Source organism: Polaromonas sp. SP1 (assembly GCF_003711205.1).
In the GTDB taxonomy this organism is placed as follows: Bacteria; Pseudomonadota; Gammaproteobacteria; order Burkholderiales; family Burkholderiaceae_C; genus Polaromonas.
This window is the reverse complement of sequence record NZ_CP031013.1, coordinates 15,787-27,896: the sequence shown is the minus strand read 5'-3', so window position 1 is coordinate 27,896 and position 12,110 is coordinate 15,787. Positions and strand designations below refer to the sequence as shown.

Sequence of the window (12,110 nt, the reverse complement as noted above, 5' to 3'; positions counted from 1 at the left end):
GACAGGTGTGGCACAATCGATGTAACGCTTTGAGTGATGGTCACTCAAGGCGTGTAAATTATTAATCGCAGCAAGTCTGCGGCTTTTCTCTAGAGGAGAACCATGAAGAAACTCAACAAAGTGGCAATGTTGTTTGCTTCCGCAGCGCTTGTTACCGCCGCTGGTGCACAAACTATCGACAACTGGAAAAACGGCAACAACGAACTGGTCTGGAAAAACGGCACCAACGAACTGTGCTGGCGCGATGCTAACTGGACGCCTGCTACGGCAGCTCCAGGTTGCGATGGTGCAATTGCTCCTGCTGTTGCCGGTGCTCCTGCTCCCGCTGCTGCTCCTGCCGCTGCTCCCGCCGCTGCCGCTCCGGTTGCTCCTCCTGCCGCAACGAAAGTTACGTACGCTGCTGACGCATTCTTTGACTTCAACAAGTCTGTGATCAAGCCAGAAGGCAAAGCCAAGCTGGATGACCTGGTCGGCAAGATCAAGGACATCAACCTGGAAGTCATCATTGCCGTGGGTCACACCGACTCCGTCGGTAGCGATGCTTACAACCAGAAGCTGTCGGTTCGCCGTTCGGAAGCCGTCAAGGCATATCTCGTGTCCAAGGGCATCGAGAAAAACCGTGTCTACACTGAAGGCAAGGGCGAGAAACAGCCAGTTGCTGACAACAAGACCGCCGAAGGCCGCGCGAAGAACCGTCGCGTGGAAATCGAAGTGGTTGGCACCCGCGCCAACAAGTAATCCTTCCGGATTACTTAAAAAACCGCGCTACGGCGCGGTTTTTTTATGCCTCAACGATAATGCCTCATGTCTACAAGCGATAACTTTGATCCCGCCGAACTGGCCAAGTTTTCCGACCTCGCCCACCGCTGGTGGGATACCGAGAGCGAATTCCGTCCCTTGCATCAGATCAACCCGCTCCGACTGGGGTGGATAGAAGGCCTGATCCCCCTGAAAGGGCTGAGGGTGCTGGATGTCGGCTGCGGTGGCGGTATTCTGGCCGACGCCATGGCGCGCAAAGGTGCCGACGTTTTGGGTATCGATCTGGCCACCAAAGCACTCAAAGTCGCCCAGCTTCACGCACTTGAGGCCCAAACCGAGGGCGTCCAGTACCGTGAAATCAGCGCCGAAGCCCTCGCGGCCGAGCAGCCCGGCAGTTTTGATGTGGTGACCTGCATGGAAATGCTGGAGCATGTGCCCGATCCATCGTCCATCGTGAAGGCCTGTGCGGCGCTGGTTAAACCCGGCGGACATGTGTTTTTCTCTACCATCAACCGCAACGCCAAGGCCTTCCTGTTCGCCATCGTCGGTGCCGAATACGTGCTGAACATGCTGCCTCGCGGCACCCACGAGTACGCCAAGCTCATCAGACCCAGTGAATTGGCCGGCTATTGCCGCGCGTCGGGCCTCTCGCTTGAGCAAACGCGAGGGATGGAATACAACCCGCTGACGCGCCACTACTGGCTGAGTGCTGACACCAGCGTCAATTACATGTTGGCCACGCAGAAAAGCTGAGCTCCGGGCCGATTTCCATCGAAGTACCGGCGCTCCCGTCTTTTTTCTGTCTTTCTTCTTACTCTCATTGAGCAACCACATGTTCAACAACATAGCCGCCGTCCTGTTCGACCTGGATGGAACGCTGATCGACAGTGCACCCGACCTGGGCGCCGCCGCCGACAAAATGCGCACCGACCGGGGCCTCGAATCGTTTCCCCTGGCGCTTTACCGCCCGATGGCCGGCGCCGGCGCGCGCGGCATGATCGCCGTGGCCTTTGGTCTTACACCCGACGATGAACGCTTCGCCGATCTCAAGGAAGAGTTTTTCCGCAATTACGAATCGCGCATGACCGAGAACACTTCGGTGTTTGACGGCGTGGCCGAACTCATCGCCTATATCAGCCAGGCTGGCCTCAAATGGGGGGTGGTGACCAACAAGTCGGCCCGGTTCACGGTGCCGCTCACCAAAGCCATGCCGCTCTTCAACACCGCCCAGACCATCATCAGCGGCGACACCACCCCGCACGCCAAGCCGCACCCGGCCCCCTTGCTGGAGGCTGCGCGCCAGCTCGACCTGGCGCCGGAGCGCTGCATTTACGTCGGCGATGACGAGCGCGACATCGTCGCGGGCCGCGCCGCGGGCATGCCGACCGTGGCTGCCGCCTACGGCTACCTCGGCAAAACCGCCGATACCGCGGGCTGGAAGGCCGATGCCACGATCGCTGCACCCGCCGCGCTCTTGAATTTGCTGCGAATGGCGTAAACTAGGCCTCCTGGGGCTGCATTGGTTTCGACGTGGGTTCGGACGCGGTGTGGTGCATGTCGAGCTGAGTGCGCTCGTAAAACAGATTCAAACAAACTAACTGCAAACGACGAACGTTTCGCACTCGCTGCTTAATTGCCAGTGAGCTTTACAACAGCAGGCCGATGGGCTGGGCAAGGGGTGTTTAGCGCAAGTTAAACGCTCCCGGCTGTAAAGATAATTTCATCGGCTGGCTCCGGGCTGGGTACCTTAACCTGGGGCAAGAAAATAGGGTGCTGGCGTCCTGTGTAGCGTGCGACTGCGCGACACAGGTGGCGAGACTCAAATCAGACCGCTAAACATGTAGATCTGCCCGAACAAGGCTTGCGGACGGGGGTTCAAATCCCCCCAGCTCCACCACTATAACGTCCAAGGCCGTTTACTGAAGCTCAGTAAACGGCCTTTTTCATTGGTAAATCGCCATTTTTGCGTCCAACACGATTTAACGAAATTCAAGGGTAGCCAACGCAAAACCGGGGAACAAACCGGGGAGCAAAATCGAAAAGTACTGCATAATTCAAAGTTGTTCCCCGGTTTCCCTCTGAAAAGTACCCCGTTTTACGCCGAATCCCGATGCTGACCGACAAGCACTGCAAGAACGCTTTGTGCCCGCCTGAAAAGAAGCGTGCGCGGTTTACCGACGCCAACGGTTTGTACCTAGAAGTCAGTCCTGCTGGTTCCAAGCGCTGGTTCTGGAAGACGTACGCTAACGGCAAAGAAGGGCGCCTCGCGCTCGGCAGTTATCCGGCAATTAGCTTGGCTGAGGCCCGCAAGGCGCGGGACACCGCTAGGCTTCAAAAGGCTAGTGGCCAGAATCCAGTAGAGGTCAGAAAAATTGCCAAGCTGCGGGCAACGAATCCGACGGGTGACACGTTCCGCGCAGTGGCTCTGGAGTGGTACGCCAAGCAGCTGCCGCAGTGGAGCCCGGCTCACGCGGATAGGTCATTGCGCCAATTTGAGCGTGATCTGTTTCCTTGGCTAGGTGATCGGCGCATGCAGGAGATCGAGCCTATTGAGTTGCTGGCTACCTTGCGCAAAGTAGAGGCGCGTGGTGCGGTGGAGACTGCCGATCGAGAGTTGATGCTGTGCCGGCAGGTCTGGCAATACGCTGTGGCAACCGGCCGGGTCTTGCAGGACATCACCTCTAGTCTCAAGGGTGCCCTAACTCCCTATCGAGGCAAGCATTTCGCCGCCATCACCGATCCTGAGGAATTTGGGGTGTTGCTTCGGGCGATAAAGGGCTACCGTGGCGGTGTGATCGTGAAGGCAGCTTTGGAATTGGCTCCATTGGTTTTTCAGCGCCCTGGTGAGCTCAGGGGTGCTGCCTGGGCAGAAATCGATCTGGAGGGTGCTTTGTGGACAGTTCCAGCTGCCAGGATGAAGCGAGGGGTGGAGGGCAAGGAAAACGGTGAGCCTCACCTCGTACCGCTTGCAAGGCAGGCCGTCGAAGTTTTGCGCGGCCTGCATCCATTTACAGGGCATAGCAAGCTCGTGTTTCCAGGCGAGCGAAATCATGAGCGGCCTATTTCTGAAAATTCCGTTCGTACTGCTCTGATATCGCTTGGATACTCCTCGGAGCTACAGACTTGGCACGGATTCCGAGCAACGGCGAGAACAATGTTAGCCGAGCGTCTAGATTGCGATCCCTTGATCATTGAAGCGCAATTAGCTCATGCAGTAAAAGATGCGAACGGTAGGGCGTACAACCGAACACAGTACCTGACGCATAGAGTATTGATGATGCAAAAGTGGGCAGATTATCTTGATAGCCTTAGGTCCATTTAGCAGTGGATCACTGCACATTCCACCCTCTCCGCCATAAGTTCGGACGTAAGTCGTTGATTTCAAATAAAAGCTTGTCATCGTAAAGCTTGATCGACTTACTTGCAACGTACATTCACCCGTTTTCTAACGGGTGCGATGGGTAAAGCAGAACTATTTTTATCGCAGCCTCAATGAAATGGCTGCAGTTTTTCGCGCCCTGGCAAAGTCATTTAGTGGCCCCCTGGCGTGGGCAGGCCATTAAAATTAGGTGTCGAATCAAGCTTTCGCATGCCGAACAGCCAGATTTGACTGTTGAATTGCACCGAAGTCTGACCCGAGTTTTCCATCGAATTTTGACCCACACTCTTTGTGAGCAGAAGGTGCTCACGATGTGGATAAGTTCTTGGTTTTCTCCTTTTTGGGCTGAGTCTTTGCAGAGCTGTTTTTGAACCGATAGCTGTCGTTTCCAGTCTCAAGGATATGACATCTGTGTGTGTGGATCTGCCTCAAAGTGCGCCGCTGTTTCCGCGATTTTGTTGCCTCGATTACCAGCCAGGTGGCCAGCTTCTCGGCGTAGGGATCGAGCTTGCTTGGGGTTGCCCGCCGTTGGTAGCTGGGCTCGCTCTCCTCCGATCGCAGGTGCTTCTTCACTGTGTTGCGAGCCAGGCCTGTACGCCTTGAGATCTCGCGGATGGACATCTGATCCCGCAATGCCCAACGTCTGATGACATTCAATGTCGCCACGTCTATCACTCCTAATTTCCCCCTGCTTTTAAAACAAGCAGGGTAGTGCCTACGTGGGTCAGTTTTGGATGGAAATTACTGCGCTAAGTGGGTCAGATTTCGACGGAATTCAACACCCCGCGACCTCCGTAAACCAAACTGAGAAGTTTCCTCAAGAGAAAACGATAATCAGACCTCAATCGAATTTGACGGATTTGTGTCTACCGCACGTCAACTAAATGAACTGACGCATACCCATCTGCGGGGGCGCTATCAAAGTGGCTTGCAGCTTCGACCTCCTGCAACATTCACGAGGCTTTGGCAGCGTTGGAGGAGCTTCCACACCGCTGGCGTACGGTTTCCATGGTTAATGGGACACCGAAGACGGCGTGGATCGATTTCCCCCTACTCGCATAAACACAATCGTCCTCTCGTCGGTCCGCGAGGGCCGACGTCGGATGACGCCAAAACACTCCATCACGTGTGGGGTGCCCGGTGGTCGCACAGAGAGGTCGAGAGTTGCAAGCACGCCTAGCCTAACGTCGGCGACACTGTATGCACTTGCCTGTAGCGAGTGCGGGCGGACGCTGAAGCAGGACCACTCGGTAGCGGTCGTGCGCTTTACTTCGATGATGAAGCGGAATCCGTCCATTGGAACGTAAATGTCAGTCCGGCCACCCCCGACAGAAGGCACCTCCATCAGTACGGTGGCCAATGCGCTTGTCAAATAGTTGGCTAGGTCCAGCTGCAATTCAGATTCGTGGGGAAGTTTTGATCGGTCCTTCACTTTAGACAGATACTTGTAATGACCTTTGATGACCGCCAGGTCTGCGCGCGAAGTCAAGAACTTGCACAGCCGGACCACGAGGAGGTCAAACCACGCCTTGACCTTGCCTTTGTAATCCGGGGATCTAGCGAGTTGATGGAGGACCTTGCTCACCATCTCCTGCTCGACCACGGTCATGGGGAGCTGAACGATGGCGCAGGAATCCTGAAAGCGGACGACCTGCTCTTGATCAGCATCTGAAAGCCCGGTCATCACAGATTCGAGGAGATCGGCTGACCGTGTACCAGACTCCTCTAATGTTTTCCCGGCGATGCTCCCGGCGGCCTAAAAACAGCTTCAAGGCGAGCTCGGCCTTCTGAGGATAAGTTAGAGGCTGTGGGGTTGCCAAGCCAAGTGCGGCCAAGTCCCATCGCCCTCGCACGCTCAGTCAATGTACTGAAAGACGGCGCTCGGTACTCCCGCTTACCGTTGATAGTGACCTGGACCGCGCGGACTTTCTCAAATACTTGCACAGCGCTAGCGAATAGTGAAAACGGATCAACTGCGGCCGAACCGTCGTGAGGAGCAAGCAACGGTATCCACTCAAGCTCAGCTTCGACTGGTGGTGCGAGCCAAGACGCCCCTGCCCTTGGCGGGCCGTAGTTGACGACCCATTGAGCATCGTTACCCAGTTCGCCGACATCCAAGGCGGCAGTCAAGTCGCCATTGAGTGACTTAGATAGGGCACCCGCCACAACTCCGTACATGCGAGCCCTCGGCGCGTCCTCTGCAAAGCGTGCACACTGTTCGAACCATGTCGCTGACTGGGCAAGATGGGCGACCATGGATAGAAGGTTGTCGCTTTGGAACGCGGCGGACATCTCTACGAACCCCAATTCTTGCCGTGCTTCTGCAGCACAGGCTGTGCAACTCGTCAGCGTTTTCAGCGATTCAACAGCCTGGTCCCAGGCAAGCTGATCGTGCAGGATCGACGTTAGCCTGCAAAGCTTAGCCTTCACCCAGTCATCCTCTTCATCAAGGAGACGAAGAACTCCAGCGCCGGCATACGTTGTCCACCTTGACGACCGGAGCGCGAGTCGGGTAAGACCGGCCACGGCCTCGACACGGATGTGCATCGAGGTGCTGCCGTCTCCCGCGCGTGAATCGAGCGCTTTTGCAAACGGCGCGAAATCGTTGATGTCCGCCTCTACCAGCGCGTCAACGGCGTGGATGAATGCCTCACGATGGGAGTTGCGCTTGAAACCCTCACAAATCGCATTCGCCGCGGCGTTTTGATTGTCCAGATCTCCCCATTGAAGGAGCAGGAGGTCTACGAAGTCTCCAAACAGGACGGACGAACCCAGAGCGCCGGCCTCCCCCATAAGCTCAGCTTCGGGGAAGTCTCGAGCCGCCAAGCCGCGACCCATCTCTAGCGCTTCAATCATGCGCTGTTGAACGATCTTCGGTACCTGAGACATGGAAGGAATACTCTACCTCACCAGAGCGTCTCGCCCTCGCGAGCGAGGAGGCAGTGATCCTCAGGGAAGTGCTTGAGCGCCCGCTCAGTTCCGCGGAAAGCCACGAACAGCTGAATGTTTACCGAGCGCGACAGCTCAGCAAGTGCCTCAAGCATCTCCTCAACGTTTGCATCGGCCATTTCCTCCTTGGCAGGCGAGTCGATGATGAGGAACCCCGGGTGGCACCCAGCGCCGAACTGCTGGGCAGCCTGTAGTAGCGCAACCACAGTAGCAATTCGTACACGAAGACGCTCACCCGGAGAGAGTCGGCCAAAGTACGAAATGCCGCCGCCCTTGTGTATCTCGACATTCCCGTTACGCTTTAGGACAACCTTCTCGACGTCGCCCATGCCGAGCCGCCTCACCAAGATGCAGATCAGCTCTCCACTTCGCTCGAGCATCGCTTCTGCCGCTGCCTTTACTTCTTCAGAAGCTACGTCGGTAGCGGCGTCGAGAATCGCCAAATCGGACTCTTCCCCGGAGTCAGTCTGAACAAGTCGGGAGACAGCCTCTAGCATGCCCTCAATACGGGCGGCTTCGAGCCGCAGTTTTTGCTCCTCCTGTGCAGTCCCACCAGCGGCCAGACGGGACATGTCTCGTGCCGCGCCCTCCTGGTCTTTGCGTGCCTGTTCAAACTCGCCTCTCAACTCCTCAGCTTTCACTGTGACCGCCTTGAGAAGCTTCTCCATCTTCGCAACGTCTTTGGCTAAGCTTTCTTTCAAGGCCTCATAGTCAATCTCGGCTTCCTGTTCGACGTGGGTGAGACAGACCGAACAGTCTCCAGATGTCTTTTCGTTGTCGAGCCGCCTCTTGTCGAAGGAACGAGTGCACCGAGGGCAACATGTGGGAGATAAGCGCCCGAAGAACCGCGTGGCCGCCATCTCTTCCTCGATCTCCAAGAGGGCGCGCTTCTTATTGTTTAGCTCTTCATTACCAGCAATGATCTCAGCGTCGAGGACGGTCGTGGTGGACTTCAATCGAGAGACGCTGTCCGAGAATGCGTCAAACTTTCTGCGCGCTGTCTCCAAATCGGCCAAGGCCCTTTGCTGAGCCGATCCATCCAGAATCTGCTGCTCAATGGCCAACAACCTCGCCCTCAAATCCTCGACCGAGCGGTCACCAAGCTGTGCCAGGCGTCGCTTGCGAGACTGAACCAGCGCTTCCGTAACTCGCTTCGCTGCTCTGGCTTGGAACAGGGTCGTCGCCCAGGGGATGCCCAGGAAGACTTGAAGCAGGCGCTGCGCGAGGTCGTTACCAACGTGCTCGCCGATGAGCGCATTGCTGTCGCTGTCGAACAAAAAGGCACCGGTATATGCAAGCCACCCGTCGGTGTACATGACGGTCTTTTCTAGCGACGGCACATCGCGGGAGGTCGCAATCGGCTCCAGAGCCAGTGCCTCAAGCATCACGCTATTCATTTGGGACTTGAACATGTCCCCGGTAAGGAAGGGCATCGAATGGACGGAGTTTCCATCCTTGCCAAGAAGTTCTATCGCTCCTCGTGGAACTCCTTCCTCGACGTTGAAATCCACCCGAACATGCCGGTCGCCGGCGTGGAGCTCCACGACTACATGCTCGATCCAGCCCTGTACCGTCGCAGTCAGAGCCTTTGGCTCGCCCCGGATCGCCCAGAGCGCGGTCTGAAGAATGCTGGACTTTCCAACGAGGTTCCCATCGCTAGCTATCACATTCACTCCCTGCTGCTCAGGCTCCCATTCGAAGCTGAACGGCTCAACGCGCTGGTGCACATGCTTGTTACCGCTGAAATGCAGCTTCTTCAATCGCAACGGGCGGGAAACGGCAGGGGTAGGCGCATCGACGACGTGCCGGTCTGCGAGCACGGCTCGCACCTCATCTAGAGAGCGTCCTGCCCGTTGGGCAACCTTCGCAGCAAATGTGGTGGTCACGGATTTACTCCCTGTTTGAGTTCTTCAAGGCGCTTCAGTACTCGATGCTTGATGGGGCCAATCACATGTCCCCACCGAGCACCTTGGTACTCGGCCTGGGCATACTGTCTGGTCTTTAGATCGTCGCCCGAGCCAGAGCCAGCCACACGCGCCACCAAAGCAGCGCGGTCTCTATACCAGGCGAGATGGGATGAATAGGCTGCAAGTTCCACTGCTCGTGTGCGGCCCGCATCCAAGAGAAAGAAATCAGTTCGGCCGACCTTTCCGTCCGACTTTATGGTCCGCTTAATGGTTGCAAGACCCAGGGAAATCAACTGCGACATTGAGTCGTCGATTTGCTCCCAGGCGCCGAACAAGAAGCGCATCATCTGCATGCGACGAACATCCGGCTCGTCCCCCTGCATCACCTTAAAAGCCTCGTCCAAGAATCCCTCGTCCGGATGCTGTACATGCAGATGCATCAGCTCTGCGGCTAGGTAGTCAGGGCTTCTCACCCAAAAATCGAGCGCCTGAAGCCGCTTCTCGGCCTTTATGACGGAAATAGCGTCAGCCGGTGCGCCGCTCCCCGGGGCCGAGCCAGCTTGGTCAAGAATGAACAAGATTCGTACCGCATCGCGCCTGCGTGTGGTGTGATCGAGCGAATGTCCCACAGGTTCCCCCTGAATGCCTAGCATTGATGAGCCAAGCTGTTTCCCTGGATGATAAGTGAGTCTGCAGTTGTTAGCGAGCGGGGAGTCGCGTACATTCCTCAAGAAATATGGATCTGATCTAAGAGTCTGACGGATTTCTTGTACGGTGAAAGCCCTCGTACAAGTCAGGCCGTCCGGTCATTCGGGCGACGACGCCCCATGCCGTAATGGTGGAGAGATCGATAAATGTCCAATTTCGTCGACCTTGCGCATCTTCGCCTACGTATTGGAGGCGGCGTCATAGGGCATTTGCTAGATCTAGAAGACCCAAAAGGGACACGAAAATCATAAGTCTGAAAATCTGGTTCATGACGTCCTGCCCGGCTTGTTGAGGAGTTTGGCCCATAACCCACAACCAAGTTGGGCCAGGGTCGAAGCACATTGCTCAAGGTACCAGCGCTTCACCAGGTAGCCTCCTTCACGTCCGGTTCGACTAGGGCTTGGTCTTGATTGCGGTGGGCTCGCCGGCCGGTTGCGCTCCCTTTTCCGGACGCACGCTGATGTCGCCGAAGTGGAGCAGGCGAACGTGCACCGAATCTCCCGCCTTGAACTATCTGAGTGCAAGTGCTGCAGTGCTCGCACTTGGCGAGCTAGCGATAATCGAACGTTGTCATTAGTCAGCCGACTTGGCCGACCGACTGCCTTCGGGCCAGAAGCGGTCATTCGCGCAAGTTAAACCGCGTAAAAAGTCTTCCTTGCCGGATCGTACTGGCCGTTTGAAAGATTTACGGCGCGCTGTCGAAAGTGCTATCTGGTCGGCGGCTCGATGGAGCCCTTCATAATCAGGACCTGCCCCCGCTTTTTCGAGATGCCTACCTTTCATCATGGATAAATTCTTGCTGCAGCAGCAGGTGCTTAAAAGGCTCGCCGAAGACCTGCTGCAAGCCGAAGAGGCAATGCGGGCGGCCCATGAAACGGCGACTCACGAAGAAAACATCGCCGAAAACAAATACGACACATTGGGACTCGAAGCCGCATACCTGGCCACCGGCCAAGCTCGGCGCGCCGAAGGCATCCGCCAGGCGATGGCCAATTGGCGCCAATTCCGCCCGAGCCCCTACGACTCCAGCAAAGGTATACAGCTCGGCGCGCTGGTCTGCCTAGTCGATTCCGACGACAAGCAGCAACTGCTCTTTCTCGGGCCGGATGGGGGCAGCATGAAGTTGGTCAGCGGCACTCAGCTCGTTCAGGTCATCAGCAGCGAAGCCCCTTTGGGCAGAGCCATTCTGGGCAAATGCGAGGGTGATGAGGTGTCGATACAGGTCGCTCTAATCCGACAGCAGTTTGAGGTGCTACGAGTTTATTGAACGACTCCTGTGTCTCGACAGCGGCAGTCGGGCCAGAAGCAGGCGTCCAACGGGCGCGTGATAAACATGAATGAAGGGCACGCCTTTCCGCCAAGCTTAAAGCCAGAGCGGCGCGCGGTGGCGATTGATTGTGTTTGCCCATAGGTGAACCCTTGATTTAAGCAGGACAGGGCATTAAGGTACAGAACCCAGAAGCTCGGCGGAGGAATTGTGATCACTCAAGGCGGCATTCATGACGAGGAGGCTTTGAACATCTACACGGACGGCTCGTCTTTCCCCGGAAAAAAGCGAGCGTCGGGTGTGGGTGTAGTTCTAATGTGGGTGGACGAGGCTGGGGATCCCCAGACCAGCGAGCACGCACCAACTGGCTATCAGAGCGCAACTATCGATGAGATGGAAATCCAGGCCTGCATAGTCGGTTTGCAGGAAGCCATGCGCTTTTTCCCCGACTTGAGCATGTTCAAAAGAATTCTGCTTTTCTCCGATTCCCAGTACGTCACCGATAACTTCGTCAGTGCGATGAACGTCTGGCCCAAGAGAGCATGGCGGGGCGCGAATGGAACGCCCGTCAAGAACATTGATCTCTGGAAACGCTTAAAGAAGGAGGTCGCTGCGTGCCCGCTTCGCGTTGAAGTAAGGTGGGTGAAGGGGCACAAGTCGAACATCTACAACAGAGCGGCCGACAAGCTTGCAAAGAAGTCGGCAGCCATGCCGTTCCACAAGCCACTGTCGGTTAGCCAGACAGCACGCAAGTGGTCAGATCGCAAGACCAAGCGGGGCTGCGTCACATTCGATGGTCGTGCTGTCAAAATCAGAATAATTTCTACCAAATACGACAGGTATGTCAGAGAGTATGAATATCGATTTGAAGTGATTGACCGGGAGGACTCATCCTATAAGGACGTAGATTTCGTTTGGTACAAAGACTCACTCAGTCGCAACAAGTGCCTTCTGGTGCGCCTGAACTCTGATCGAGGTCACCCCGGCATTGATCAAGTGATTGAAGAATTGAACCCTGACGACTACAGATATTAAGTCTGTCGATAGCATTCAGCGTTCTTAGAGCGGACAGGAACGGCAGCCGTATCGCACCGGTTGCTGCTGGCTAGGAGCTGCCATATGTCGGCGCTACAGAACAGTC

Annotated in this window: 10 protein-coding genes, 1 other RNA gene and 2 pseudogenes; 8 read left to right on the top strand and 5 right to left on the bottom strand. The window is 56.2% G+C overall.

Annotated elements, in window-relative coordinates; all coding sequences use genetic code 11:
- The first annotated feature begins 102 nt into the window (after nt 1-102).
- The 5 genes from ompA to DT070_RS00135 all read left to right on the top strand — a co-directional run bounded on the left by ompA (nt 103) and on the right by DT070_RS00135 (nt 4,081).
- Nucleotides 103-738 carry an outer membrane protein OmpA gene (gene ompA / locus DT070_RS00155; protein ID WP_122953582.1) on the top strand — a complete coding sequence of 212 codons (636 nt, stop codon included), beginning with the start codon at nt 103-105 and terminating at the stop codon, nt 736-738.
- 66 nt (nt 739-804) lie between these two features.
- Nucleotides 805-1,512, top strand: a complete 708-nt coding sequence (gene ubiG / locus DT070_RS00150; RefSeq protein ID WP_122953581.1) for a bifunctional 2-polyprenyl-6-hydroxyphenol methylase/3-demethylubiquinol 3-O-methyltransferase UbiG — start codon at nt 805-807, stop codon at nt 1,510-1,512.
- A 79-nt stretch (nt 1,513-1,591) separates the two neighbouring features.
- Complete coding sequence (gph, locus tag DT070_RS00145) at nt 1,592-2,257, top strand: phosphoglycolate phosphatase (protein WP_122953580.1); 666 nt, start codon at nt 1,592-1,594, stop codon at nt 2,255-2,257.
- Nucleotides 2,258-2,269: 12 nt separating this feature from the next.
- Nucleotides 2,270-2,656: a transfer-messenger RNA gene (gene ssrA, locus DT070_RS00140) on the top strand.
- A 213-nt stretch (nt 2,657-2,869) separates the two neighbouring features.
- On the top strand, nt 2,870-4,081 hold the full coding sequence (locus tag DT070_RS00135; RefSeq protein ID WP_122953579.1) for a site-specific integrase: 1,212 nt from the start codon (nt 2,870-2,872) through the stop codon (nt 4,079-4,081).
- 363 nt (nt 4,082-4,444) lie between these two features.
- Here DT070_RS00135 and DT070_RS21475 read toward each other — a convergent pair.
- Both DT070_RS21475 and DT070_RS00130 read right to left on the bottom strand, forming a co-directional pair.
- Nucleotides 4,445-4,555: pseudogene (locus tag DT070_RS21475) on the bottom strand (ATP-binding protein); the annotation flags it as partial.
- Nucleotides 4,556-4,813: pseudogene (locus DT070_RS00130) on the bottom strand (IS21 family transposase); the annotation flags it as partial.
- Nucleotides 4,814-5,588: 775 nt separating this feature from the next.
- Between DT070_RS00130 and DT070_RS21155 the strand changes: the two are divergent.
- Nucleotides 5,589-5,810, top strand: coding sequence for a hypothetical protein (locus DT070_RS21155; RefSeq protein WP_153976311.1), 222 nt, complete (start codon nt 5,589-5,591; stop codon nt 5,808-5,810).
- A gap of 53 nt (nt 5,811-5,863) precedes the next feature.
- On the opposite strand, the gene DT070_RS00120 is transcribed toward DT070_RS21155, so the two are convergent.
- The 3 genes from DT070_RS00120 to DT070_RS00105 are packed head-to-tail and all read right to left on the bottom strand — an operon-like array spanning nt 5,864 to nt 9,572.
- Nucleotides 5,864-7,027 carry a hypothetical protein gene (locus tag DT070_RS00120; RefSeq protein ID WP_122953577.1) on the bottom strand — a complete coding sequence of 388 codons (1,164 nt, stop codon included), beginning with the start codon at nt 7,025-7,027 and terminating at the stop codon, nt 5,864-5,866.
- 17 nt (nt 7,028-7,044) lie between these two features.
- The gene (locus tag DT070_RS00115) at nt 7,045-8,973 is read right to left on the bottom strand and encodes a hypothetical protein (RefSeq protein ID WP_153976312.1); all 1,929 of its coding nucleotides are present in this window, start codon (nt 8,971-8,973) and stop codon (nt 7,045-7,047) included.
- Nucleotides 8,970-9,572 carry a hypothetical protein gene (locus DT070_RS00105; protein ID WP_153976313.1) on the bottom strand — a complete coding sequence of 201 codons (603 nt, stop codon included), beginning with the start codon at nt 9,570-9,572 and terminating at the stop codon, nt 8,970-8,972. Before DT070_RS00105 ends, DT070_RS00115 begins: the two co-directional genes overlap by 4 nt.
- Before the next feature lie 914 nt (nt 9,573-10,486).
- Between DT070_RS00105 and DT070_RS00100 the strand changes: the two genes are divergently transcribed.
- Both DT070_RS00100 and DT070_RS00095 read left to right on the top strand, forming a co-directional pair.
- Nucleotides 10,487-10,969: a GreA/GreB family elongation factor gene (locus DT070_RS00100; protein WP_122953573.1), complete on the top strand. Its 483-nt coding sequence runs from the start codon at nt 10,487-10,489 to the stop codon at nt 10,967-10,969.
- Between the two features lie 210 nt (nt 10,970-11,179).
- Entirely contained in the window at nt 11,180-12,004 is an 825-nt protein-coding gene (locus tag DT070_RS00095; RefSeq protein WP_164483691.1) for an RNase H family protein, read from the top strand.
- Nucleotides 12,005-12,110: the final 106 nt, after the last annotated feature.